The 24596-nt window shown below is 74.4% G+C and carries 23 protein-coding genes; 13 read left to right on the forward strand and 10 right to left on the reverse strand.

Annotated features, from left to right (window positions below; genetic code table 11):
• The first annotated feature begins 10 nt into the window (after positions 1-10).
• From K8Z49_RS24800 to K8Z49_RS24810, 3 genes are read left to right on the forward strand one after another with little or no spacing between them, the layout of a single operon-like run.
• Positions 11-856: a peptidoglycan-binding protein gene (locus tag K8Z49_RS24800; RefSeq protein WP_412515344.1), complete on the forward strand. Its 846-nt coding sequence runs from the start codon at positions 11-13 to the stop codon at positions 854-856.
• 41 nt (positions 857-897) lie between these two features.
• The gene (locus tag K8Z49_RS24805) at positions 898-1785 is read left to right on the forward strand and encodes a peptidase inhibitor family I36 protein (protein ID WP_412515345.1); all 888 of its coding nucleotides are present in this window, start codon (positions 898-900) and stop codon (positions 1783-1785) included.
• A 37-nt stretch (positions 1786-1822) separates the two neighbouring features.
• Positions 1823-2758 (forward strand): SpoIID/LytB domain-containing protein, encoded by a 936-nt coding sequence (locus K8Z49_RS24810; RefSeq protein ID WP_412515346.1) that lies wholly within the window; start codon positions 1823-1825, stop codon positions 2756-2758.
• 52 nt (positions 2759-2810) lie between these two features.
• On the opposite strand, the gene K8Z49_RS24815 is transcribed toward K8Z49_RS24810, so the two are convergent.
• Positions 2811-3749 carry an NBR1-Ig-like domain-containing protein gene (locus K8Z49_RS24815; protein WP_111830587.1) on the reverse strand — a complete coding sequence of 313 codons (939 nt, stop codon included), beginning with the start codon at positions 3747-3749 and terminating at the stop codon, positions 2811-2813.
• Between the two features lie 131 nt (positions 3750-3880).
• Here K8Z49_RS24815 and K8Z49_RS24820 point away from each other — a divergent pair, with 131 nt between their 5' ends.
• From K8Z49_RS24820 to K8Z49_RS24830, 3 genes are all read left to right on the forward strand, one after another.
• Positions 3881-4459 carry a methyltransferase domain-containing protein gene (locus K8Z49_RS24820; protein ID WP_412515347.1) on the forward strand — a complete coding sequence of 193 codons (579 nt, stop codon included), beginning with the start codon at positions 3881-3883 and terminating at the stop codon, positions 4457-4459.
• A gap of 36 nt (positions 4460-4495) precedes the next feature.
• The gene (locus K8Z49_RS24825) at positions 4496-5212 is read left to right on the forward strand and encodes a TetR/AcrR family transcriptional regulator (protein ID WP_177287882.1); all 717 of its coding nucleotides are present in this window, start codon (positions 4496-4498) and stop codon (positions 5210-5212) included.
• A 92-nt stretch (positions 5213-5304) separates the two neighbouring features.
• Complete coding sequence (locus K8Z49_RS24830) at positions 5305-6306, forward strand: NAD(P)-dependent alcohol dehydrogenase (RefSeq protein WP_412515348.1); 1002 nt, start codon at positions 5305-5307, stop codon at positions 6304-6306.
• Here the strand turns inward: K8Z49_RS24830 and K8Z49_RS24835 are convergent.
• The 6 genes from K8Z49_RS24835 to K8Z49_RS24860 all read right to left on the reverse strand — a co-directional run bounded on the left by K8Z49_RS24835 (position 6296) and on the right by K8Z49_RS24860 (position 13701).
• Complete coding sequence (locus K8Z49_RS24835) at positions 6296-8926, reverse strand: cation-translocating P-type ATPase (RefSeq protein WP_412515349.1); 2631 nt, start codon at positions 8924-8926, stop codon at positions 6296-6298. The two genes, K8Z49_RS24830 and K8Z49_RS24835, sit on opposite strands and share 11 nt — an antisense overlap.
• A 125-nt stretch (positions 8927-9051) precedes the next feature.
• The gene (locus tag K8Z49_RS24840) at positions 9052-9702 is read right to left on the reverse strand and encodes a heme oxygenase (biliverdin-producing) (RefSeq protein ID WP_412515350.1); all 651 of its coding nucleotides are present in this window, start codon (positions 9700-9702) and stop codon (positions 9052-9054) included.
• On the reverse strand, positions 9699-10844 hold the full coding sequence (locus tag K8Z49_RS24845; RefSeq protein WP_412515351.1) for a hypothetical protein: 1146 nt from the start codon (positions 10842-10844) through the stop codon (positions 9699-9701). Before K8Z49_RS24845 ends, K8Z49_RS24840 begins: the two co-directional genes overlap by 4 nt.
• On the reverse strand, positions 10841-11815 hold the full coding sequence (locus tag K8Z49_RS24850) for a WxL protein peptidoglycan domain-containing protein (protein ID WP_024934815.1): 975 nt from the start codon (positions 11813-11815) through the stop codon (positions 10841-10843). The genes K8Z49_RS24845 and K8Z49_RS24850 overlap by 4 nt, the downstream gene beginning before the upstream one ends.
• Positions 11815-12804, reverse strand: coding sequence for a WxL domain-containing protein (locus K8Z49_RS24855; protein ID WP_412515352.1), 990 nt, complete (start codon positions 12802-12804; stop codon positions 11815-11817). Before K8Z49_RS24855 ends, K8Z49_RS24850 begins: the two co-directional genes overlap by 1 nt.
• 90 nt (positions 12805-12894) lie before the next feature.
• Complete coding sequence (locus K8Z49_RS24860; protein ID WP_412515353.1) at positions 12895-13701, reverse strand: IPT/TIG domain-containing protein; 807 nt, start codon at positions 13699-13701, stop codon at positions 12895-12897.
• A gap of 118 nt (positions 13702-13819) precedes the next feature.
• On the opposite strand from K8Z49_RS24860, the gene K8Z49_RS24865 reads away from it, so the two are divergent.
• Genes K8Z49_RS24865 through K8Z49_RS24880 form a run of 4 tightly spaced genes read left to right on the forward strand, consistent with a single transcriptional unit; the run spans position 13820 to position 17350 of the window.
• Positions 13820-14452, forward strand: coding sequence for a hypothetical protein (locus tag K8Z49_RS24865; RefSeq protein ID WP_052357380.1), 633 nt, complete (start codon positions 13820-13822; stop codon positions 14450-14452).
• Positions 14449-15471, forward strand: coding sequence for a heme/hemin ABC transporter substrate-binding protein (locus K8Z49_RS24870; protein WP_412515354.1), 1023 nt, complete (start codon positions 14449-14451; stop codon positions 15469-15471). The genes K8Z49_RS24865 and K8Z49_RS24870 overlap by 4 nt, the downstream gene beginning before the upstream one ends.
• Positions 15468-16520 carry a FecCD family ABC transporter permease gene (locus K8Z49_RS24875; RefSeq protein WP_235206365.1) on the forward strand — a complete coding sequence of 351 codons (1053 nt, stop codon included), beginning with the start codon at positions 15468-15470 and terminating at the stop codon, positions 16518-16520. Before K8Z49_RS24870 ends, K8Z49_RS24875 begins: the two co-directional genes overlap by 4 nt.
• A complete protein-coding gene (locus K8Z49_RS24880) occupies positions 16520-17350 on the forward strand; it encodes a heme ABC transporter ATP-binding protein (protein WP_412521159.1) in 831 nt (276 codons plus the stop codon). The genes K8Z49_RS24875 and K8Z49_RS24880 overlap by 1 nt, the downstream gene beginning before the upstream one ends.
• Before the next feature lie 5 nt (positions 17351-17355).
• On the opposite strand, the gene K8Z49_RS24885 is transcribed toward K8Z49_RS24880, so the two are convergent.
• Positions 17356-18294, reverse strand: a complete 939-nt coding sequence (locus K8Z49_RS24885; RefSeq protein WP_021599942.1) for a sigma-70 family RNA polymerase sigma factor — start codon at positions 18292-18294, stop codon at positions 17356-17358.
• Positions 18295-18389: 95 nt separating this feature from the next.
• On the opposite strand from K8Z49_RS24885, the gene K8Z49_RS24890 reads away from it, so the two are divergent.
• Positions 18390-19787: a DHA2 family efflux MFS transporter permease subunit gene (locus tag K8Z49_RS24890; RefSeq protein WP_412515355.1), complete on the forward strand. Its 1398-nt coding sequence runs from the start codon at positions 18390-18392 to the stop codon at positions 19785-19787.
• 12 nt (positions 19788-19799) lie between these two features.
• Here K8Z49_RS24890 and K8Z49_RS24895 read toward each other — a convergent pair whose 3' ends face one another.
• Entirely contained in the window at positions 19800-20474 is a 675-nt protein-coding gene (locus K8Z49_RS24895; protein WP_021600611.1) for a FadR/GntR family transcriptional regulator, read from the reverse strand.
• 22 nt (positions 20475-20496) lie between these two features.
• Between K8Z49_RS24895 and K8Z49_RS24900 the strand changes: the two genes are divergently transcribed.
• A complete protein-coding gene (locus tag K8Z49_RS24900; protein ID WP_075024012.1) occupies positions 20497-21729 on the forward strand; it encodes a CynX/NimT family MFS transporter in 1233 nt (410 codons plus the stop codon).
• Positions 21730-21793: 64 nt separating this feature from the next.
• On the opposite strand, the gene K8Z49_RS24905 is transcribed toward K8Z49_RS24900, so the two are convergent.
• The gene (locus K8Z49_RS24905; RefSeq protein ID WP_021598608.1) at positions 21794-22843 is read right to left on the reverse strand and encodes an LLM class flavin-dependent oxidoreductase; all 1050 of its coding nucleotides are present in this window, start codon (positions 22841-22843) and stop codon (positions 21794-21796) included.
• A 184-nt stretch (positions 22844-23027) separates the two neighbouring features.
• On the opposite strand from K8Z49_RS24905, the gene K8Z49_RS24910 reads away from it, so the two are divergent.
• Complete coding sequence (locus tag K8Z49_RS24910; protein WP_081842452.1) at positions 23028-24587, forward strand: MDR family MFS transporter; 1560 nt, start codon at positions 23028-23030, stop codon at positions 24585-24587.
• Positions 24588-24596: the final 9 nt, after the last annotated feature.

Here is a 24596-nt window from a genome sequence, read left to right on the forward strand (position 1 = left end):
AGGAGATCAGATGAAGCTGCCCTCATATGTCGCCGGCATCGCGGCGGCCGCCCTGCTCGCCTCCCTCACCGCGGCGTCCGGGACGTCGGCGGCCCAGGTGGCCGGCGCCGCGGCCCTCCCGAAAGTGAACATGGAGGCCACCGTCAAGGCGGCCCAGATCGATCCGCGGCGTGCCGACGACACGCTGACCCCGGGCGCCAAGGCCAGCGTGCTGCTCGTCGAGCGGGCGCTGCGCGACCGGAAGCTGCTGGCCGCCAAGTGGGTGGACGGCTACTTCGGCACCACCACGGTCACCGCCTACGCCAAGTACCAGAAGTCGCTCGGCTACACCGGCCTGGCCGCCAACGGGCTGCCGGGCAAGACGTCGCTGACCAGGCTCGGAGCCGGCCGCTTCACCGTCACCCACCTCATCGAGCCGGGCGCCCGGGTGACCACCGGCGGCGTCGTCGTCAACACCCGCACGCGGAGCATGCTCGCCGAGGCGAAGCGGCTGCTCGGCCGCGACCTCGTGCTGGACCAGGGGTCCTACAACCCCGGCGGCGACCCCACGTCCGCGGGCACCCACGACGGCGGCGGCGTCGTCGACATCTCGGTCCAGGGGATGAGCGCCGCCACCCGCACCGCCGCCGCCCGCGCGCTGCGCCGCGTCGGCTTCGCCGCGTGGGTGCGCAGCCCCGACCAGGGCGACTGGCCGTGGCACATCCACGCCGCCGCCATCAACGACACCGACCTGTCCGGCCCGGCCCAGCACCAGACCGGCGACTACTACCTCGGCCTGAACGGGCTCGCGAACCGCGGCCCGGACGACGGCCCGAACGTGACCACCCGCACCTGGGAGGAGTACCGGACCCGCTGACCCATCCGACATCCAGGCCCACTCACCGGAGGAGAAACGTCATGAGCACGCTCACCAAGATCTTCACCGCGACGACCGCCGCCATCGCGCTCGGCGGGGCGGCGGCCGCCCTCGCATCGCCCGCCTCGGCGGCGGCCCGCAACGGCGTCTGCGAGAGCGGCGAGTTCTGCTACTACTTCAACAGCGGCAACAAGGGCTCGGTCTCCGACTTCACCGGCTCGGTCGCCGACTACGGCACCGCACAACCCTCCTGCTACGACTTCAAAGGCGCCGGCAACGGCAAAGGCAAGTGCATCAAGAACGCCGCCGCCTCGGTCTGGAACCGCAGCGGCAAGACCGTCCGCGTCCACTTCAACAGCAACTACGGCGGTAAGCACCAGGACTTCAAGGCCGGCGCCAAGGGCAACCTCAACTCCAGCCTGAAGAACCAGAACGCCTCGCACCAGTTCTCGCCGTCGTCGCGCACGAACATGTCGCGCGGGCTGTACACGGCGAGCGGCGGCCGGATCACCTGCGGCTTCGACGGCTACACCAGCACCCCCGGACGGCACGAGGGCATCGACATCGCCCGCGGCGTCGGCTCCGACGTCCGCGCCCTGGTGGCCGGCAAGATCATCTACATCGCGCGCGGGCACACCGGCAGCGGCGGGCTCTCCACGATCTCCGTCTACAACTCCTCGCTGAACAAGACGGTGATCTACCTGCACTCCGCGCCGCGGTCCGGGCTGAGCGTGGGCCAGTCGATCAAGCGCGGCCAGGTCATCGCCGACGAGTCGTGGCGCGGGGTGTCGTCCAGCTCGGCCGCGCACACCCACGTCGAGATGCGGCTCGGCAGGCAGACGCACGCGGCCAAGAGTGTCAACGACCCGCACCTGGACAACCCGAACCCGACCTCGTTCTGGAACTCCCAGGGCTACAACGTCCGCTAGGGCGCCCCGCGGCCACTGACAGAAGAGGAAGGCAACTGTGTCGACACGAAACGCGCGGCTGATATCGCGGCTTACGGCGGGGGCCGCCGCGATGGCACTCGGCGGGGCGGTCCTCGTCCCTGCGGCGTCCGCCTCGGCGGCGAGCCGCAACGGCGTCTGCGAGAGCGGCGAGTTCTGCTACTACTTCAACAGCGGCAACAAGGGTTCGGTCTCCGACTTCACCGGCTCGGTCGCCGACTACGGCACCGCACAACCCTCCTGCTACGACTTCAAAGGCGCCGGCAACGGCAAAGGCAAGTGCATCAAGAACGCCGCCGCCTCGGTCTGGAACCGCAGCGGCAAGACCGTCCGCGTCCACTTCAACAGCAACTACGGCGGTAAGCACCAGGACTTCAAGGCCGGCGCCAAGGGCAACCTCAACTCCAGCCTGAAGAACCAGAACGCCTCGCACCAGTTCCTGAGCTCCACCGGGTGCAAGACCGACGGCACGAACAGCAAACTGCCCACGACGATCCTGGTGTACCGGGTGTCGCTCAACCGCGTGGACCGGGTGTCGTTCAAGACCTACGTCAAGAACGTCCTGCCCAACGAGTGGGTCCCGAGCTGGCCTCGGGAGTCGCTCCGGGCCGGGGCGGTGGCCGTCAAGAGCTACGGCTGGTACTGGGCGCTGCACTCGACGCGCAAGACGCCCGGCGGCCAGTGCTTCGACGTCTACGACAACACCTCCAGCCAGGTCTACAAGCCCGGCTCGGCGACGGCGTCGACGAGCGCCGCGGTGGACGCGACGTGGGGCACCCGGATGACCCGCGGCGGAAAGATCCTTGAGGCCCACTACTGCGCGACGACGACGGCGTGCGGCGGCTGGGTCACCGGGGACTGGATGTCGCAGTACGGCTCGCGCGACAAGGCCAACGCGGGCTGGAGTCACTCCAGGATCCTGAAGGCCTACTACAGCGGGATCACCCTCTCCTGATTCCCGCCCGACCATGGTTCCCCGCCGTGCCCTCCACGGCGGGGAACCCGTGTCATTGCACGATGATCTGGAAATTGACCGGACGGCTTCCCGGGAACGCGACCTTCCCCGAGGCGTCCACCATCTTGAACCGCACGTAGCACAGGCCCGGTTTCCGCGGCGTGGTGATGTCGGTCCGGATGTCGACCATCTTCCCGGGCCTCGTGTCGTCGATCGGCACGTCCGAGATGGTCTGGCACTGGTCGGCCCGCTGCGGGACGTCGATGCGGCGCAGCGAGTACCCCTCCCACGGCACCTTCCCGGAGTTCTTGAGCCGCCACACCTTCGTCACGGCCTTACCGGTACCGACGCGCGTGCAGTCGGGAAGCGTGATGTCCGCGATGAACGTGGCCGCATCGCCCCGGTGCCGGGGCGGGGCCGCCGGCGGGTTGGACGCGCGTACCGGGCAGTCGGCCGGGGACAGCGTGGCCTTCGCCAGGCTGCCGGACGGCTTCAGCCCGTCCCCGCCGGCCCGGGAGTCGCGATCGACGGCGACCACGATCACGATCGCCGTCCCCATGCCGACGGCCGCCGTCGCCAACGCGAGCGCGACCGGGCGGCTCGGCCGGAACCGTCCCCGCCCCTCCGGCGCCCCACCGGCACGAGGCACCTCGCCGTCCGCCCCGATGTCGATGTGCACGGCACGACCCTCGACGGCACCCGCAGCGGTCGCGACCTTCCCGGCGCCCGCCGAGCCGACCACCCGGTTCGCGCTCTCCCAGCGTTCGCGGTACTCGGCGGGATCAGCACCGCACGCCTTGACGAACTCGGCCGTGGTCCCCCAACTCGGGAGCCTGTTCCCTTTCGTGGCTTCATGCAGCGTCGTGTGCGAGATTGCCCCAGACCGTCCGGACATCTCCCGGAATGGCGGGTTTCCGACCGATTTTCGCAACTCCCGCAGGGCCTCCGCGAAGTCCGCGACGGCCTCCTCCTGTGCACGCCTGTCGTCCACCGGGTGAAGCTAACAGCGCCCCCATCCACCACTCAAGCACCACCCGGGCGACCAGGCGCTTTGGTCGCCGACCCCGGAAAGCGAGGAGTCGAGAGGCGTGAGATGGTCGGGTTGTGGCGAACTACGGGCGTATGTATCGGTTTGGCGTTACGCCTTGGGAGCGGTACGGGGAGGCGGCGGGTGAGAGCATCGCCGCTCTGCTGGACCGGGAGGAGAACGAGCGGTCCCGGCCGCTCGGGCGGGCGCTCGACCTCGGCTGCGGGCGCGGGCAGTTCACCCCCGAACTGGGACGCCGGGGGTGGGAGGCGGTGGGGGTCGACTACGTGCCCGCCGCGATCGAAGCGGCCGAGCGCAAGGGAGGTGAGGGCGTCAGTTACGTCGTCGGGGACGTGACGGAGCTTTCATCGGCAGGGCTCGGGATGTTCGACTTCTTCCTTGATATCGGCTGTTTCCAAGGGTTGGACACCGGACGGCAGCGGGCCGAAGGGCGGGGTGTTTCCGAGCTGGCCAATCCGGACGCGACCTTGCTGATGCTCGCCTTCGGGCCCACACGGCTGCGTTCCCGCATCGGCGGAGTGTCCCAGGCCGAGGTCGAGGCCGCGTTGCCGGAGTGGGAGCTGCTCGACGTCCAAGCGGCGGACACCGCGGGGCTGGGCTGGCCTATGAACAGGACGTCACCGCAGTGGTACCGGCTCCGCCGCCGGTCCTGACTTACCTTGTACGGGTAGAGTGCGGCGGGAGGATCCATGACCCCACGGACCGACGCCGACGAGCTGACCGAGCAGCCCCGCATCCCGCTGAGCCGGAGGCGGGTGCTCCGCGCCGCCGCGGGGCTCGCCGACCGCGAGGGCCTCGACGCGCTCACCATGCGCCGGCTCGCGCAGGAGGTCGGGGTCGAGGCGATGTCGCTGTACCACCACGTCGCCAACAAGGAGGCCGTGTTCGACGGGCTCGTCGAGGTGATCCTCGCGGAGATCACGGTGGCGGTGGACGAGGTCGAGGCGCCGGAGCCGGAGGAGGATTGGCGGGCGGCGCTGCGCGCGCGGATCCTCGCCGCGCGGGAGGTCCTGCTACGCCACCGCTGGGCTCCGCAGGTCCTTGAGTCGCGCGAGAACGCCGGCCCGGCCGTCATCGCCTACCTCGACGACGTCGTCGGCATCCTCCGGGCGGGCGGGTTCTCGTTCGACCTGGCACATCGTGCGCTGCACGTCCTCGGCAGCCGCGCGCTCGGCTTCACCCAGGAGCTGTTCCAGCCGGACGGCGCCCAGACCGCGAACGACGCGGCCGCCGCGATGATGGAGCAGATGGCGGAGCGGTTCCCGAACATCGTCGGGATGCTCGCGGACGCGATTCACGACGATCCGGACGGCACCCTCGGCTTCTGCGACGACCAGTTCGAGTTCGAGTTCGCCCTCGACCTGATCCTGGACGGGCTCGAACGGCGCCGCATCGCCGGCCACTGACTTTCCGTTACCGACCGAGCCCATTTCCGTCACGCCTCTTGACTCCCTTACGCCGTACGATAGCCTTACGGCGTATGACAACCTTACGACGTATGACGCGAAAGGAAGGCGCCATGAAGGCCTGGAGCTGGGACCGTTACGGACCGCCCGACGTGCTGACCCTGAAGGACGTCGACGAGCCCGCCATCGCCCCCGACGAAGTGCTCGTGCGGGTACGGGCCGCCTCCGTCAATCCCTACGACTGGCGCCACGTGGGGGCGGACCCGAACCTCGTGCGGCTCAGCATCGGCCTGCGGCGTCCGAGACCGGGCCTGGTCGCCGGCGCCGACCTCGCCGGGGTCGTCGAGCGGGTCGGCGACGATGTGACGGGCCTCCGTCCCGGCGACGAGGTCTTCGGGGAGGTCCGGCTGGGCTCGTTCGCCGAGACGGTCGCCGTCCCGCAGGACAGGCTGGCCGTCAAGCCCGGCCGGCTCACCTTCGAGCAGGCGGCGTCGGTGTCGATGGCCGGGCACACGGCGCTACAGGGGCTGCGGGACGTGGGCAAGATCTCCGCCGGGCAGCGGGTCCTCATCATCGGCGCGTCGGGGGGCATCGGGACGTTCGCCGTCCAGCTCGCCAAGACGTTCGGCGCCGAGGTCACCGGCGTGTGCAGCACCCGGAACGTCGAGCTCGTCCGTTCCCTCGGCGCGGACGACGTCGTCGACTACTCCCGTGAGGACGTCCTGCGACGAGACGAACGGTACGACCTGGTCATGGACATCGTCGGCAACAGGTCGCTGGCGGCGCTGCGGCGCGTCCTCACCCCCGGCGGGACGCTCGTGATCGTGGGCGGCATCGCCAGCCGCCGCGGCGGGCTGCTCGGCCCGGCGGCGCAGGTGGTCCGCGGCGCCCTGACCTCCCCCTTCGTCAGCCAGCGCATCGCCACCGTCAGCTGGAAGCCGAACTCCGCGGACCTCCGGTTCCTGGCCGGGCTGATGGAGAACGAACAGGTCGCCCCCGTCATCGACCGGACCTACCCGTTCGCCGAGATCCCCGACGCGCTGCGCTACATCGAGCGCGGCCACGCCCGGGGCAAGGTCGCCATCACCTTCTGACCGCCTGCCGGCGGGACGTCCACTTGGCGAGCTCCACGAGGAGGTAGGTGAGGGCGGCCGTGGCGGCGATCCGGGCCCAGGCCGAGGCGGACAGCGGGGCCGAGCGGAAGACGTCGTTCATGAAGGGCGCGTAGGTGTAGAGGGCCTGGACGGCCACGAGGGCGACGGCGCCCGCGCCGACCCAGGGGTTGCGGCGGACGCCGCGCCACAGCAGGGGCCGGTCGAGTGACAGGCAGTTGAACAGGTAGGCCAGCAGCGTCGCCGCGAAGACGTTCACCACGATGGTGCGGGCCTCGCCGAGGGAGGCGCCATGGGCCTGTTCCCAGTGGAAGAGGCCGAAGGCGCCGGCGAGCAGGATCACCGAGACCAGGAGGATGCGGGCGCCGAGGGCGCGGGTGACGAGCGGGAGCCCCGGGTCGCGGGGCGGGCGGCGCATGATGTCGTCGTCGCGGGGCTCCACGGCGAACGGGAGGCCGAGCACCAGCACGGCGGTCATGTTCAGCCACAGCACCTGGACGGGCAGGATCGGCAGCTCGCCGCCGCCGAGGATCGCCGCCATCAGCACGAGGCCGAGGCCGATGTTGGCGGGCAGCGCCCACACGATGAACTTGACCAGGTTGTCGAAGACGCCGCGGCCCTCCTCGACGGCGGCCCGGATGGAGGCGAAGTCGTCGTCGGTGAGGACGATGTCGGCCGACTCCTTGGCGACCTCGGTGCCGCCGCGGCCCATCGCCACGCCGATGTCGGCCTGCTTGAGGGCCGGTGCGTCGTTGACGCCGTCCCCGGTCATGGCGATGACGTGCGAGCGGCTCTGCAGGGCCCGGACGAGGCGGAGCTTCTGCTCCGGGGAGACGCGGGCGAACACGGCCGTCTCCTCGACCGCGCCGGGCAGCTCGCCGTCGGGGCAGGCGGCGAGGTCGGCCCCTGTCATGGCCCGGCCGTCCAGTCCGATCCGCTCGCCGATGGCGCGGGCGGTGGCGGCATGGTCGCCGGTGATCATCTTGACCTGGACGCCGGCGGTCAGGCACGCGTGCACGGCGCGCGCCGCCTCCTCCCGGGGCGGGTCGTGCATGGCCTGCAACCCCAGGAAGACGAGCCGGGGCAGGCCGGCGAGCCGGCCGGCCGCGGGGTCGACGCGGGCGCGGGCGAAGGCGAGGACGCGCAGGGCCTGGTCACCGTAGGCGTGGGCGATCCGGGTGATGCCGTCCGGGTCGAGGGGTTCGGGCTCGCCGTCAGAGGCGAGCTGGGTGTCGCACATGGCGAGCACCCGTTCCAGGGAGCCCTTGACGTAGACGGTGCCTTCCGGGTGCAGGGTGGCCATGTACTGGCGTTCGGAGCTGAACGGGATCGTGTCCAGCCGCTCGGGTGCCTCGACGATGCCCGCCTTGGCCGCGCCGACGACCAGGGCGCCCTCGGTGGGATCGCCCACCACGCCGTCCCCGTCGGGGGTGATCTGGGCGTCGTTGCAGGCCAGCCCGGCCAGCAGGCACTCGCGCGCCACCGGGTCGGCGGCCGGGACGATCTCGCCGTCCGGCGCGTAGCCGGTGCCCGTCACCTCGTACAGGCGGCCCGCCGCGGCGATGCCGGTGACGGTCATCTGGTTGCGGGTCAGCGTCCCGGTCTTGTCCGTGCAGATCACGGTGACGCTGCCGAGCGTCTCCACCGCCGGGAGATGCCGGACGATGGCGTTGCGCCGCACCATGCGGGCCACCCCGAACGCCAGCGTGATCGTCACGAGTGCCGGGAGCCCCTCGGGGATGGCGCCGACCGCGAGGGCCACCGCGGCGGTCAGCATGTCCGCGGCGGGCTCGCCGCGCAGCACGCCGACACCGAAGGTGACCGCCGCGAGCCCGAGGATCACGACGGTCACCACCCGGCTGAAGTGGGCGAGCTTGCGCGTCAGCGGCGTCTGGACGGCGGTCGCCTGGTCGACCAGCCGGTGCACCAGGCCGATCTCGGTGTCCGCGCCGGTGGCGGTGACGATGCCGGTCCCCGTGCCGTAGGTGGCGAACGTCCCGGAATAGGCCATGTTGCGGCGATCGGCCAGCGCGGCCTCCCTCATCAGGGGATCGGGCGCCTTGGTGACCGGGGCGGACTCGCCGGTCAGCGCCGACTCGTCCACCTTCAGCTCGGCGACCCGGACCAGGCGCAGGTCCGCGGGGATCTTGTCGCCTGCCTCCAGCACCACCACGTCCCCGGGGACGAGGTCGTCCGACGGCACGCGGGCGGGCCGCCCGTCCCGGACGGCCGTGGCGACGGTCCGGGTCAGCGCGGCGAGCGCCGTCAGCGCCCGCTCGGCCCGCGCCTCCTGGACGAACCCGACGATCGCGTTGACGATCACCACGCCCAGGATCACCGAGGCGTCGACGTGCTCGCCGAGGACGGCGGTGATGACCGCGGAGACCAGCAGCACGTAGATGAGCGGGCTGTGGAACTGCAAGGCGAACCGCAGCACCGGGCCGCGGCGCCGCGCCGCCGGGAGGACGTTGGGCCCGTGCCGGACCAGCCGCGCGGCGGCCTCCCCGGAGCCGAGCCCCTGGTCGAGGCCGGTGCCCAGGTCGTGCGCGACCTCGGCGGCGGTCCGCTGGTACGGCGGGTCCAGTGCGGTCGTCGTCGTCACGTTCCCCACCCTTACGTCCGCGCCACCCCGGCGGACAGGGGCGAAGGTCCCCCACCGAGGCCGGTCCCTGCCAGCTCCGCTCCTGAGTGTTCACGGTCTGCGCGGCCGGAAACCCGCGCCGCGCATCAGGCGGCGGGGTCGATGGGGAGATGGCGGTCCAGGGCGGCCGCCAGCTCGTTGTTCAGGCGGTAGGCGGTGCGGACCTCGGCGATGACGCGGCGGCGTTCCGGCTCGTCCCACGGGGCCGCGTCCAGGAGGGCGCGGTAGCGGTCCTTCAGCGCCTTCGGCCGGCCGTCGAAGCGGTAGAACCGGAGGCCGCCGGCCGGGGAGAGCCCGTAGGTGCGGGCGAGCCGGCGGGCGATGACCTGCCCGCCGGACAGGTCGCCGAGGTAGCGGGTGTAGTGGTGGGCGACGAAGCCGCCGGGCCAGTCGAAGCACACCTCGCGGAGACGGTCGCAGTAGCGCCGCGTGGCGTCGTCGGCGCGCAGCCGCCCGGCCCAGCCCGGCCCGTGGAGGAACTCCAGGTCGGCGCGGAGCGCGGGCATCCGGCGGAAGCCTGGCAGGTCGAACGCGCCGGCGGTCCCGTCGCCGCGCATCCGGTCGGCCGCCTGCTCCAGGACGTCGTAGACGAAGCAGAGCTGCTCGATCAGCAGCGCGTACTGCTCCAGGTCGAGCCGGCCCTCGACGAGCGCGGTCATGTAGGACGAGTGCTCGACGCCATCGTGGTCGGGGCGGGTGGCCGCCCGCAACCGGGCCGAGAACTGCTCGCTGGTCATCGTCGTCCTCCTTGGCGAACGGGCGGTGCGGGGGTCACGTGCGGTGCGGCGGCCACCTCGTAGCCGGCGGGCGGCAGCAGCAGCGCCGGGAGCGGGACGTCCAGGGCGCGGCTGAAGGCCAGCAGTTCGTCGGCGTCGAAGCGGCGGGGCGGGGTGGCGGTCTCGGCGTGCTCGACGTCCCCGCCGGTCCACGCGGTCGCGGTGTGCGGGGCGAGCGCCTCGGCCAGCGCGGTCCGCGAGAGGTTCCGGACGCGCCGCCACTGGCCGATGTTGACGGCCACGATCTCGTTCATCGTGACCGCGCGCGTGGCGGGGACCGGGCGCGGCCCGGCGTGCCTCCGGCGCCCGCGGCGCAGTTCCCGGGCGAGGACGGCCGGGGCGGCGAGCGCGATCAGGGCGGGCAGCGCCCACGGGTAGGACGAGGTGCGTGCGGTGAACCGGACCGGGCGGTCGACGCCGGTGACCTCGCCGGCGACGGCGTAGCGGCCGAAGGCCGGCGCGGGCAGGCGGGCGCGGACGGTGTAGGTGCGCTGCGCCCCCGGCTGGAGGGTGCCGATCCTCGGTGCCTCCAGCATGCCGGTGGGCCGGTCGCCGCGTCCGGCGGCCAGCGCGAGGGGCGGGTCGGTGACGGGGGCGGTGCCGGTGTTGCGGACGGTGAACGTCACGGTCCGCTCGGCGGGCCCGCCGAACCAGGCGGCCGGCCCGCCGCCGCTCACCCGGACCCCGGAGACGGCCAGGTCGCGGGCGGGCGCGGCGGAGGCGTTCCCGCGCCGGGTCGCCGGCAGCGTCGGGACGCCCTTGACCGCCAGCGGGACGGCCCGGGCCCGGCCGCCGGTGACCGGGCGGGCGGAGATGACGCAGGGGCAGCCGACCGGCGGCCTGACGACGGTGACCATCGCGGTGCCGCGCCCGTTCGCGTCCACGAAGGTGGTAGCGGCCGCCGCGACGGCGCAGTCGGCCGAGCCGCGCGCGCCGCCGTTGCCGCACAGCTCGACCAGCACGTTGCCGGGCGGCCACGCGGCCAGGTCGACGGTGACGGTGTCGCCCACGCGCGCCTCGGCGCGGTCGGCCTGGACCGTCGGCCCGGGTGCCTGGAAGGCGATCTGCGGGACGGCCAGCGCGGCGGCGAGCAGCGCCCTCATGACCGGGTCCCGCGGCGGCGTCTCAGAAGGACGGCGGTGCCGGCGGCGAGCAGGAGGAGCGCGACGGGCACCCAGGGCGTCGACCACCAGCGGGCGGTCCGCACCGTGGGGCGCGGGGCGGCCGGGCCGTCGCCGCCGGACGGGGTCAGCCGCAGGGTGGCGGTCAGGGGGCCGGCCGGGAACACGCCGCTGATCCGGTCGGTCAGCGTGTAGGCGCTGCCGGGCAGCAGCTCCGGGAGGCGCCGGGTGGCGGGGCGGCCGAGGCCGGCGCCGAACGGTCCGGTGATCCCGACCCGCGCCCCGGCGGACAGCCGGACGTTCCCGGTGTTGCGGACCCGGTAGGTGACCCGGACGTCGCCGCCGAGCGGCGGCAGGTCGTGCGCGATCGTCAGCGACTCCACCTGGAGGGCGGCGGTCAGCGGGCCGTCCACCCTGGCGTACACGCGGGCCGCGACCCGGCGGTCGACGTTGACGCGGCGCCCGCCCGCCGTGGCGGCCTGCTCGGTGACGGCGGCGATCACGCCGCCGGAGTGGTCGCCGGGCGTGGCGGCGGCGGGCACGGTGAGGGTGAAGGGCACCCGGATGGAGCGGCCGGGCTCGACGGTGCGGGCTGCTGCGCCGCCGATGGCGATCCAGGTGCCGATGCCGGCGGCGGGACGGTCGGCGGTGAGCAGGGCGAACGACCCGTCCGTTGTGGTGAACGCGTCGGTGGCATAGACCCGGAGGCTCAGCGGGCGGGTGCCCAGGTTCGTGATCACGACCGTGTCCCGGACGCGCTGCCCAGGGGTGAGGGAGTAGACGAAGAAGTCGCGCCGCGCCTGCCCCTTGGCGCCGGCCGGCCGGACCGACCAGGCGAACCCGCCGGACGGCGGCGCGGGCGCGGCGCGGGCGCGGGCGGCCGCCGGCAGCGCCGCGGGCACGGTCAGGGCGGCCGCCGCGAGCAGGACGGCCGCGCCGCGCGACGGGTTCATCAGGACAGGGTCAGGGTGAGGGTGGCGGTGTAGTCGCCCGGCGCGGTGCCGGCGGGGACGCCGAGGTCCAGGCCCGCGCCCGCCTGGAACACGCCGCCGCTGGCGCCGGCGGCCGAGGACGCCAGCGTGCGGGGCGCCCCGAGGGACCCGGCGGTGCCCGCGGTGACCGTCCCCCGCGAGCCGTCGTCCACGACGGCGGCGGTGGGCGACCAGGTGAGGACGGACGCCGGGATGGTGCCGCCCGCCGCGCCGCCGAAGTCGGTGACCTCGCCGACGAGGCTCCAGCCCGCCTGGGTGCCGCGGGCGTCGGTGACCGTGGCGGTCCGCAGCGCGCCGGTGGAGTGCCGGCCGGGCGCCACCTCGCTCAGCTGGGCGGTGTCGCCGTCCAGTGCGAGGGTCAGCGCGCCGTTGCGCACGGTGGTGGAGAGGGTCTGCCGCCCGGTCCCGGCGGGCGTCCCGGGGTCGTTGCCGGGGTCGCCCGGGTCGGTGGGGTTCTCCCCGCCGGTGAAGGTGACGGGGGTGAAGCTGTCCTGGCCGCGGTCGGGGACGCCGTGCGCGGCCATCGTGATGACGTAGCACCGGGTGGTCAGGCAGTCGACGTGGTTGCCGTCGCCGTCGGTGTACGCGGCCTTGATGCCCGGCAGCGTGATGTCGAAGGTGCCGTCGGCGTTCATGACGTCCTGCCCGGGGCCGGGGGTGGCGCCGAGGTGCACCCACTTGGACGCCTGGTAGGCGTTGGCGTTGGTGGCGTAGTCGTCGCGCTTCGGCCCGAACACCACGTAGACGCCGAACCGGTTGTTCGCCGTGGGGTCGAAGCCGCTGCCGCGGACGACGAGATCCTGGCCGTCCGGGTCGGCGCCGGTCGCCGGGGTGACGGTCGTCGCGGGACCCGCCGCGGACGCGGGGGCGGCCCCGAACGCCGCGAGGGCCAGCCCGCTCGCGGCGAGCAGGACCCCGCCGCGGGCGAGCCGTCTGGTCGTCTTCCTCATCGGGTTCCCTTCATGAAACTTAGGTAAGGCTTACCTAAGTTGAAGACTGTATCGGGACGCCGTCATGGATCAAGAGGGGCGGGCCGGAGATCACGGCGCTCCCCGGCGGGCGGCACGGCGGCGGCCCCACCGGCGAGCGGCGATCACGGCGATCAGGGCCGCCCCGGTCGTGGCCAGGAACGGCCACGCGGGCGTGGCCCGGCCGCCTCGCACCGTCCGTTCGACACCGGCCGCCGGGGACGCGTCCACGGCCGCCCCCTCTCGCGGAGCCGCACCCGCCGCCGGCGAGCCGGACGAACTCGCGGACGGGGCGCCCGGCTTGGGCGTGCTCGCGGGCGAGGAGCCGCCGTCCCCCTTCTTCGCCCCGGACGAGCCGGACGAGCCGTCCACCCCCTGCCCGCCGCCCGCCTTGGAGCCGCGGAACGTGATCGGGGTGACGGTGTCCTGGCCGCGGTCGGGGACGCCGTGCGCGGCCATCGTGATGACGTAGCACCGGGTGGTCAGGCAGTCGACCTTCCTGCCGTCGCCGTCGGTGTACCGGGCCTTCACCGAGAGGCCGATGGAGAAGCCGCCGGAGGCGGTCATCGGCGCCTGGCCCGCGCCCGCCGACGCGCCGCGGTGCACCCACGTCGCCGCCTGGTACGCGTTGGCGTTGGTCGTCCAGTCCGCGCGGCGCGGCCCGAACACCACGTACACGCCGGCCCCGTTGTTGCGGTCCGGATCGAAGCCGGACCCGCGCACGGTGATCGTCTGACCGCCGGGGTCCACCCCGGACGTCGGCGACACCGACACCGACGCCGCGAAGGCGGGAGGGGCGGGGACGAGGAGCGCCAGCGTGAGGACCGCGACGGCGACGGCCGCCGCGGCGCCCCGGGAGATCGACGATGAGTTAGGCAAGGCTTACCTCTTAAAACTTAGGTAAGCCTAAGCTAATCTAACGAACGATCACCGTCTAGAACCCGCGCCGTCCACACGCACACGTCCACACGCAACACCAGAGAGGGAAGGACACCCGATGCCTGCCCTGCGAGCCGCCCGGCCACTGGCGGCGCTCGTCCTGACGGCCGCGCCCTGCCTGGCGCTCGCCACCGCCGCGCACGCCGAAGGCGCCAAGGGCACCGGGCCTTCCGGGCAGACCCTCACCGTCTCCCAGGCCGACGGCCTGTCCACCGGGGGCACGACGATCCGCGTCACCGGCACCGGCTTCGACACCGGCAAGGGCATCTACGTCGCGCTGTGCAAGGACAACGGAGCCGGGAAGGCGCCGTCCCCGTGCGGCGGCGGCGCCGACACCTCCGGCTCGACGGGCTCCTCGCAGTGGATCTCGTCGAACCCGCCCCCGTACGGCCGGAGCCTCGCCGTCCCCTACGGTCCCGGCGGCACGTTCGCGGTGACCCTCCGGGTCGGGCCCGCGCTCGCCGGCTCCACCGACTGCACCGAGGTGCGGTGCGCGGTGGTCGCCCGCGCCGACCACACCCGGACCTCCGACCGCTCGCAGGACGTGCGGGTGCCGGTCGCCTTCGACGACGGCGGCATGCCCGCGTGGGCCTGGGCCGCGCTCGCCGGCGGCGCCGCCGTGCTCGCGGCAGGCGCCGCGGCCCTCCTGGTGCGCCGCCGCCGGGGCGGCGCCGCGGGGGCGGCCCCGTGATCCGTCCGCTCCGGTCCCTCGGCGCCCTGCTCGCGCTCGGCTGCGTCCTGCCGCTGACCGCGTGCGGCGACGGGACGGCCGCGTCGGGCCCCGGCGCCGCGTCCGGCTGCGAACCCACCACCGTGGCGGCTCCGGCGGGCGACCCCGAACCGGCCGGCGGCACCGCGAGGCCGGAGCTGCCCGTCACCGTACGCTCGGCCGACGGCACCCTGGTCACCGTCCGGAACGCGCGCCGCGTCCTCGCCGTCGACCTCTACGGATCGCTCGCCGAGATCGTGTACGGGCTCGGCCTCGGCGATCGGCTCGTCGGCCGCGACATCTCCACGACGTTCCCGGCCGCCCGCGCGCTGCCGCTGGTGACCACGCAGGGGCACGACCTGTCCGCCGAGGCGATCCTGAAGCTCGACCCGTCGGTGGTGCTCGCCGGCGACGGCATCGGCCCGCCCGAGGTGCTCGGCCAGCTCCGCAGCGCCGGCGTTCCCGTCGTCCTCGTGAAGGACAGGGAGACCCTCGACGCGATCGGGCCGCGCATCACCGCCGTCGCCGCCGCGCTCGGCGTGCCCGGCGCGGGCCGCCGGCTGGCCGCCCGGGTCGGCGAGCGGGTCGAGGCCGCCGCCCGTGCCGTGCCGTCCGGCGACCGGCCGCGGGTCGCGTTCCTCTACGTCCGGGGCAGCGCGGGCGTCTACCTCATCGGCGGCGAGGGCGCCGGGCCGGACGCGATGATCGAGGCCGCCGGCGGCACCGACGCGGGCACGGCGATCGGCCTGTCCGGCTTCCGCCCGCTCACCAGCGAGGGCATGATCAACGCGGCGCCGGACGTCCTGCTGGTGCTGACCGCCGGGCTGCGCTCGGTCGGCGGCGCCACCGGCCTGCTGAAGCTGCCGGGCGTCGCGCAGACCCCGGCCGGGCGGAACCGGCGCATCGTGCGCGTCGACGACGGCGCCCTGCTGTCCTTCGGCTCCCGCACCGCCGAGACGATCGGCGCGCTCGCCACCGCGCTGCGCCGGACCTGCCGGTGAGGGCCCGCGGGCGGCGGCTGCGCGGCCTCGCGCTGCTGCCCGCCCTCGGCCTGGCGCTGGCGGCGCTGTCCGTCGTCGCGGCCGGGACCGGGCAGGTGCACGTCCCGCCCGAGGAGGTCCTCGGCTCGCTGCTGCACCACCTGGGACTGGACGTGGGCCCGCGGCCCACCGCCGCGCAGGGCGACAGCGCGCTGTGGATCGTCCGGTTCCCGCGGGTCGCGCTCGCCGCCGTGGTCGGCGCGTCCCTCGGCTGCTCCGGCGCCGTGATGCAGGGCGTGTTCGGCAACCCGCTGGCCGAGCCCGCCGTCATCGGCGTCTCGTCGGGTGCGGCCGTGGGCGCGGCCACCGTCATCGTGTTCGGGCTGTCCACCCTCGGCGGCTGGACGGTCGTGTCCGCCGCGTTCCTGTCCGGCCTCGTCACGACCCTGCTGGTCTACACGGTGTCGCGGACGGGCGGCCGCACGGACGTGGTCACGCTGCTGCTCACCGGCATCGCGGTCAACGCGGTCGCCGGCGCGCTGCTCGGGCTGCTGATGTTCGCGGCGGGCGACGACGCGCTGCGCGCCATCACGACCTGGAACCTCGGCAGCCTCGCCGGGGCGAACTGGGACGCCGTCGCCGCGGTGGCCCCGCTCGCCGCGGCCGGGTGGGCCGTCGCGCTCGGCTGCGCGCGCCGCCTCGACCTGCTGGCCCTCGGCGAGCGCGCCGCCCGCCACCTGGGGGTGGACGTCGAGCGGCTGCGGCTCACCGCGATCGTCGTGGTCGCCCTGATGACCTCGGCGGCGGTCGCGTTCGCGGGGGTCATATCGTTCGTCGGGCTGGTCGTCCCGCACCTGGTCAGGCTGGTGGCCGGGCCCGCCCACCGGACGCTGGTCCCGGCGAGCGCGCTCGGCGGCGCGATCGTGCTGGTCGCCGCCGACACGATCGCCCGCACCGCGATCCCCTACCAGGAGCTCCCCCTCGGCGTCCTCACGGCGCTGCTCGGCGGGCCGTTCTTCTTCTGGCTGCTGCGCCGGGCACGGCGGGCCGGTCCGGAGGGCCCGGCGTGATCCGCGCGCTGGTCCGCCGCCCCCGGACGCCCCGGCCGCCACCGCCGGGCGCCCCGGCCGTCGAGGTCCGGGGGCTCACCGTCGAGCGGGCGGCCCGGATCGTCCTGACCGGGGTGGACCTGACGCTGCGGGCCGGCGAGGTCCTCGCCCTCGTCGGCCCGAACGGCGCCGGGAAGTCCACCCTGCTCGGCGCCGTCGCGGGCGACGTGGCCAGGGCGGGCGGCCGGGTCACCGTGGACGGCGCGCCGCTCGCGTCCTGGACCCACGCCGAGCTGGCGATGCGGCGGGCGATCCTCCCGCAGCGGCACACGCTGGCCTTCCCGTTCACCGTCGCGCAGGTCGTCGCCATGGGACGCGCGCCCTGGGCCGGGACGCCCCTGGCCGACGACGACGAGGCGGCGATCGCCGAGGCGATGGACCGGACGGACACGACCGGGTTCGCCCGCCGCCCGTACCCGCAGCTGTCGGGTGGCGAGCAGGCCAGGGTGGCGCTCGCCCGCGTCCTCGCGCAGCGGACCGGCGTCCTCCTGCTCGACGAGCCGACGGCCGCCCTGGACCTGCGCCACCAGGAGATGGTGTTCGAGGTCGTGCGCCGCCGGGCCGCCTCCGGCACCGCCGTGGTGGCGGTCGTCCACGACCTCGGTCTCGCCGCCGCGCACGCCGACCGGGTGGCCGTGCTCGACACGGGCCGCGTCGCGGCCTGCGGACCGCCCGGCGAGGTGCTCACGGCGCCCCTGCTCACCAAGGTGTACCGGCACGACATCGAGGTGATCCCCCACCCCCGCACCGGCCGGCCGATCATCCTGCCGCACCGCCCGCGTCCCGGCTGACGGCCTCACAGGCGGCGGGGCAGGCCGAAGCGCTCCGGGAGGTCCGGGTCGTGGAAGGCGGTGACGGCCGCGACGGCGGGCCCGCGCAGGGTGACGACCTGGACGGCGAAGGCCTCGCCGTCGACGTACATCGCGAACCCCGGCTGCCCGTTGGCGCGCAGCGGCAGCAGGCGGGCCCGCTTGCGGCCCAGCCTGGCCGCGAGCAGCCGGGCGACGTCGCCGCGCCCGGCGAACCAGGAGGGGTTGGGCGGCATCTGCCAGACCGCGTCCTCGGTCAGCAGGCCGGTCAGCGCGTCGATGTCGGCGCGCTCGAACGCGTCGGCGTAGCGGTCCAGCAGGTCGCGCCGCTCCCGCTCCGCGGGTTCGGTGACGTCGTCGATGTCCGGGGCGAGCCGGTCCATCCGGGCGCGGGCCCTGCGCAGCGCGCTGTGCACCGCGGCCGGGGTCATGCCGAGGGTGCCGGCGGTCTCCTCCGCCGACCAGGCCAGGACGTCCCGCAGGATGAGCACCGCCCGCTGCTGCGCGGGCAGGTGCTGCAGGGCCGCGATGAGCGCCAGCCGCAGCCCGGCGCGTCCGGCCACGATGGCGGCGGGGTCGGCGCGCTCGTCGGGGATCGGCTCCAGCCACCGGATCTCCGGATCGCGCGGGGCGAGCGCGCCCGGATCGGTGATCGGGCCGCCCAGCCCCGCGGGCAGCACCCGCCGGCCGCCGTGCCGCAGCGCGTTGAGGCAGGCGTTGGTGGCGATCCGGTACAGCCAGGTGCGCAGCGAGGCGCGTCCCTCGAAGTCCCGGTACCCCCGCCAGGCCCGCAGGTAGGTCTCCTGGACGAGGTCCTCGGCGTCCTGCACCGACCCCAGCATCCGGTAGCAGTGGGTCAGCAGCTCCCGCCGGAACGGCCCGGTGAGGCGGACGAAGTCGTCGCCCGGTTGTTCGGTCACGGTCACCCGATGCTCCTCCCTTTCTTGTACAGACCCGCCGGGACGCGGAATTCGTCGGTCGCGACCCGGCGGATTTCGCCGGGCCGCCGGTCGGTACCGGCATGAACAGGACATGGGTTCTCGGGCTCGCCTCGGCGGCCTCGGTGATGGTGGCGCTGGACGCCACGGTGGTGACGACGGCACTGAGCCGGATCCGGCTGGATCTCGGCACCTCGATGGAACAGCTCGAATGGACGGTGAACGCCTACAGCCTCAGCTTCGCCGTCCTGCTGATGACGGGCGCCGTGCTCGGCGACCGGTTCGGGCGGCGGCTGGTCTTCACGGCCGGGCTGGCGCTCTTCACGGCCGCCTCGGCGGCGTGCGCGCTGGCCCCGGACGTCGGCTGGCTGATCGCGGCGCGGGCGGTGCAGGGCGCCGGGGCCGCGCTGGTCATGCCGCTCGCGATGGCGCTGCTGAGCGCGGCCTACCCGCCCCCGGACCGGCCGAAGGCGCTGGGCCTGTTCGCCGGGTTGACCGGGCTCGCGGTGGTCGGCGGCCCGGTGATCGGCGGCGCCGTCACCCAGGGGCTCGCCTGGGAGTGGATCTTCTGGCTGAACCTGCCGATCGGGCTGGTGGTCGTCCCGCTGGTGCTGCGCCGCGTCCCGGAGAGCCGGGGCGGCGGGCGGGCCGTCGACGCCGCCGGGCTGGTGCTGGTGACCGGGGCCGCGCTCGGCCTGGTGTGGGGGCTGGTGCGTTCGCAGGCCGCCGGTTGGGGCAGCGCCGAGGTGGCCGGGTCGCTGATCGCCGGAGTGGTTTGCGGTGTCGCCTTCGTCGCCTGGGAGCGGGTGGCCCGGCAGCCGATGCTGCCGCTGGAGCTGTTCCGGCTGCGCGGCTTCGCGGCGGGGAACGCCGCCGGGGTGTTCCTGTACGCCGCGCTGTACGGGTCGCTGTTCTTCGCGGCGCAGTACTTCCAGACCGGACGCGGCGACCGGCCGCTGGCCGCCGGGCTGCACCTGCTCGCCTGGACCGCGTCGGTGACGGTCGTCGCGCCGCTGGCCGGACGGCTGGTGAACCGGGTCGGCGCCCGCCCGCCGGCCGCGGCCGGGCTGGCGCTGCAGGCGGCCGGGATGGGATGGCTCGCCCTCGCCGCCACGCCGTCGGTGCCGTACTGGCAGCTGGTCGCGCCGATGCTCGTCGCGGGCGCGGGCGTGAGCATGGCGATGCCCGCCACCCAGACGGCCGTGCTCAACGCGGTCGCGCCGCAGCGGATCGGGAACGCCTCCGGCGTGTTCAACACCGGGCGGCAGCTGGGCGGGGTGTTCGGCGTCGCCCTGCTGGCCCTGGCGTTCGGCCGGGCCGGGAGCTACGCGGGGCCGGACGCCTTCGCCGACGGGTTCGCCGCGGCGACCGGGGTCAGCGCCGCGCTGTCGCTCGCCGGGGCGCTGGCGGCGCTGGCCATCCCGGGCCGCCGGAAGGTCGCGCCCACCGCGGCCGCGCGGGCGCTCGCGCCGAGCCGCTGACCCGCCCGCCGCTCAGGGCACCGGGCGGCAGGTGGAGGTGTGGGACGCCGCCTCGCGGGCGGCGGCGCCGGGATCGGAGGCGCGGATCGCGTCCAGCAGCCGGGAGTGGTCCATGTACTCGTCCACGCGCAGCTCGGGGCTGAAGTGGTCGCGCAGCGACCGCCGGATCACCTCGCCGAGGTCGGCGTACAGCTCGGCCATGACCTCGTTGCGGGACGCCGCCACCACCGCGCGGTGGAAGGCGGCGTCCGCGTCGACGAAGGCGTCGCGGTCCCCCGACTCCCAGGCGGCCTCCCGCCGGTCCAGCAGCTCCTCCAGCCGGCGGAGGTCGTCCTCGGTCCGCCGCCCGGCGGCCATCGCCGCCGCGGACGATTCGAGGGCGCCGCGCATCTCGATCACGTCGCGCCGCTCCACGCCGGCGAAGCGGCGCCGCATGACCCCGGCCAGCTCGCTCGTCGCGGCGACGTAGGTGCCCGAGCCGTGCCGGACGTCCAGCAGCCCGTTGTGCGCGAGCGCCCGCACCGCCTCCCGGACGGTGTTGCGGGCCACCCCGAGCTGCTCGACCAGCTCCGGCTCGGTGGGGATGCGCGACCCCACCGGCCAGGCGCCGGAGGTGATCTGCCGGCGGAGCCGGGCGACGACATGGTCGAACAGTCCGGTCGGCCGCGGGACGGGACGTAGACTCATCCCATGATTATACGAGGCGTGAGTGCCTGACGAGCGGGCCGCCGCGCCGTCCCGCCCGGGTCCGCCGCGGGCCTCGTCCCGGCCCGGCGTCCGGGCGCCATGGCTCGCGGCGCTCGCGCTGATGCTGGCCGCGCTGAACCTGCGGCCCGCCGTCACCAGCGTCGGCCCGGTCCTGGAGGAGGCCCGCGCCGATCTCGGGATGAGCGCCACCGCCGCCGGGCTGCTCACCGCGATGCCGGCCGTCTGCTTCGCGCTGGTCGGCTTCGCCGCGTCCCGGCTCGCGCGCCGGCACGGGCCGGGCACCGTCGTCCTGTCCGGCATGGGGGCGATCGCGGCCGGGCTCGCCCTGCGCCCGCTCGCCCCGGACGGCGCGGTGTTCGTCGCGCTCAGCGCGGTCGCGCTCGCCGGGATCGCGGTCGCCAACGTGCTGCTGCCCGCCGTGGTCAAGCAGCGCTTCCCGGACCGCGTCGGCGCGGTCACCGGCGGCTACGCGACGGCCCTCAACATCGGCGCCTCGACGGCCGCGGCCACCACCGTCCCGCTTGCCCACCGGTTCGGCGACTGGCGGATCGGGCTCGGCGCGTGGGCGCTGGTGGCGGCCGCCGCCGTCCCGGCATGGACCGCCCTGGCCCGCGACCGCGTCGCGCCCGCGCCCCCGCCGGACGCGGCCCCGGACGCCGGGCGGCCGTCCCTCACCCGCAGCCCGACCGCGTGGGCGCTCGCCGTCTACTTCGGGCTCCAGGCCACCGCCGCGTACGTCGTCATCGGCTGGCTTCCGCAGATCTACCGGGACGCGGGGCTGCCCGCGGAGACGGCCGGGCTGCTGTTCGCCGTCACCTCGGTCCTCGGCATCCCGCTGTCGTTCGCGCTCGCACTGGTGGCCGGGCGGCTGCGCCGGCAGGGCGGGCTCGCCGTCGCGCTCGGCTTGTTCGGGCTGGCCGGCTACGCCGGGCTGGGGGCGGCCCCGACCGCGGCGCCGTGGCTGTGGGCGTGCCTGCTCGGCGTCGCCAACTGCTCGTTCCCGCTGGCGCTCACGATGATCGGGATGCGCGGGCGGGACGGCGCGGCCGTCACGCGGCTGTCCGCCTTCGCGCAGAGCACCGGCTACCTGATCTCGATCCCGGGCCCCGTCCTCGTGGGCGCGCTCTACGAGCACGGCGGCGGCTGGACCGCGCCGCTGGTCCTCATGGCGGTGCTCATGGTGCCGCAGCTGGCGGCGGGCCTCGTCGCGGGCCGCGACCGCCGGACGGGCTGAGCGACGCGCGCGGCGGCATGCGAGGGGCCGGGCACCGCGGTCGGTGCCCGGCCCCAGGTGCCGGTTACTTGAACGCGGGCATCAGGTGCTCGTGGATCAGCCGGAGCTGGCCGTCCACGTCCGGGACGCCGGTGAGGTCGCGGCCGGTGAAGGACTTCACCAGGCCGGGGTCGGTGATCGCGCAGATCATGTGGTTGACGCCGGTCGGCGCGATGTTGCTCTCGATCTTGGCGCGGACCTCGTCGGGGGTGCCCGCCAGCGACAGCTTCTCGGTGATCTCCGGGGTGGTCAGCTCGATGGCCTTGGCCAGGTCGCCGCCGCCGATGGCGTCGATGATCGGGGCCATGTCCGCCGGGTCGACGCCGTTGCGCTGCAGCTGCTCGGCCGGCATCGCCGAGGCGTACAGGCCGACCATGCTGCGGGCCGCCTCCTTGGCCGCGGTGGAGTCGGGGCCGACCGCGAACACCACCCAGGCGCCGATGTCGAGCGACCGCCAGTCCTTGCCGGCCCGCTCGGCGCCGGCCCGGAAGTGCTCGACCGCGTACTCGTACGCGCCGCGCGAGTAGCTGAGCGCGTGGTGGACGCCGTCGGACAGCTCGCCGGCCGCCTCGAACGACTTCGGCCCGCGCATCGCGCCGATCTTGACGGGCAGGTGCTCCTGGACCGGACGGGCGAAGGTGAACAGCCCGTCGTAGGAGTAGAACTCGCCGTCGCGGGTGATGGCGCCCTCGTCCAGCAGGGTCCGGACGACCGCGACGGCCTCCTTGACCCGGGTGAGCGGCTTGGTCTTCGCCCAGTCGATCTTGTACTGGGCGAGCACCCCGAAGTTGCCGCTGCCCAGGACGACCTCGGCGCGGCCACCGGTGAGCTCGTCCAGCGTCGCGGCCGCCTGCGCGATGAGGGAGGGCTCGCGCAGCGTCACCGCCGACACCGACGGCCCGAGGCGAATCTGCGAGGTGTTCGCCGCGGCGGCGGCGAACAGCAGCCACAGGTCCTTGTGCCACGGCTCGTCGGCCGCGTACACCGCGTGGAATCCCAGCTCGTCCGCGAGCTTGATCGAGGCCAGCGACTCCGCGACCGGATAGTCAGGGAGCATGGCGTAGCTGAACTTCACGGAAAACGTCTCCTTGCAGTGCGCTTCTTCACGCACCCATCGGGGGATGGGGACGAGCGTAGGCGCTGCGCCGTGACGAGGTGGTCACTTTCCGCGTATCGGACCAACCCCGGGTTGTCACGGAAAAATCAACTCATTCCGGGATCGGCGATGAGTTTCCGCGGGGCCGCCGGTCAGCCTTGGCATGACGACCACAGATGCCCCCACCGGCCGCGAGCCGGGACACGCGCCGACCGCCCCCGCGCCCCGGAAGGCCCCGGCCGGACGAGCTTCCGGCGCCCACCGCACACCGCCGGTGATCCGCCTGCTGGTGCTCGCGACGTTCGTGGTGATCCTCAACGAGACGATCATGATCAACGCGATCCCGCGGCTGATGGCGGACATGGCCGTCACCGAGCAGGCGGCGCAGTGGCTGTCGACGGCGTTCATGCTGACGATGGCGGCGGTGATCCCGGTCACCGGCTGGTTCCTCCAGCGGGTCAGCACCCGCCGCGCCTACGCCACCGCGATGGGCGTCTTCCTCACCGGGACGGCCCTCGCCATGGTCGCGCCGGTCTTCGAGCTGCTGCTGCTCGCCCGGGTCGTCCAGGCGACCGGGACGGCGGTGATGATGCCGCTGCTGATGACGACGCTGATGACGGTCGTCCCCGAGCGGGACCGCGGCCGGGTGATGGGCAACGTGACGCTGGCGATGTCGGTCGCGCCGGCGATGGGCCCGGCCGTCTCGGGCCTGATCTTGCAGCTCGGCTCCTGGCGCCTGCTGTTCGCGGCGGTGCTGCCGGTAGCGGCCCTGATCACCTGGCGCGGCCTGGCCCGGCTGGAGAACGTCGGCGAGCCGCGGCTCAGCACCATCGACTGGTTCAGCGTCGGCGCCGCGGCGGCCGGGTTCGGCTCCCTCGTCTACGGACTCAGCCGGTTCGGCGAGGGCGGCACGGCCGTCCCCGCGCTCATCGTCCTGACCGGGCTGGCGACGATCGCGGCCTTCGCGGTCCGGCAGCTCCGGCTCCAGCGCCGCGACGTCCCCCTCCTGGACCTGCGCGTCCTCCGGTACCCGGTCTACGCCCTCTCCCTGGCCCTGATGTCGCTCGGGTTCATGGCGATGCTGGGCTCGATGATCCTGCTGCCGATCTACCTGCAGAACCTGCGCGGGCTGTCCCCGCTGGAGACCGGCCTGCTGGTGATGCCCGGCGGGCTGGCCATGGGCCTGCTCGGCCCGGTCGTGGGCCGGCTGTTCGACCGCTTCGGCGCCCGGATGCTGATCATCCCCGGCGCGCTCGGCATCCTGCTCGCCCTGGCCGGGTTCACCCAGATCTCGATGACGATGCCGTACTGGCAGGTGCTCGGCCTGCACACGCTGCTCATGGTGTCGCTGGCCGCGGCGTTCACGCCGGTGTTCACGCTCGGCCTCGGCGCTCTCCCGGAGCACCTGTACCCGCACGGCAGCTCGATGCTCGGCACTCTCCAGCAGGTCTCCGCGGCCCTCGGCACCGCGCTGGTGGTGACCGTGATGGCCGGACGGGCCGACTCCCGGGTCGCCGCCGGCGTCCCCGCGGCCCTCGCCCAGCTGGACGGGATGCGGCTGGCGTTCGTCCTCAGCGGCGCGCTCGCCCTCGTGATGGTCGGGATCGCCTTCCTGCTGCCGAAGCGGCCCGCCGCCCCCGAGACCGCTGCGGCGCTCGACGCGTCCGGAACGGCCGCCCGCGAGCCGGAGAAGGCCGAACTCGTCCTCGAACCGGCCTGCTGATCTCACCCC

Source organism: Actinomadura madurae, assembly GCF_047130825.1.
Classification (GTDB): Bacteria; Actinomycetota; Actinomycetes; order Streptosporangiales; family Streptosporangiaceae; genus Spirillospora; species Spirillospora madurae.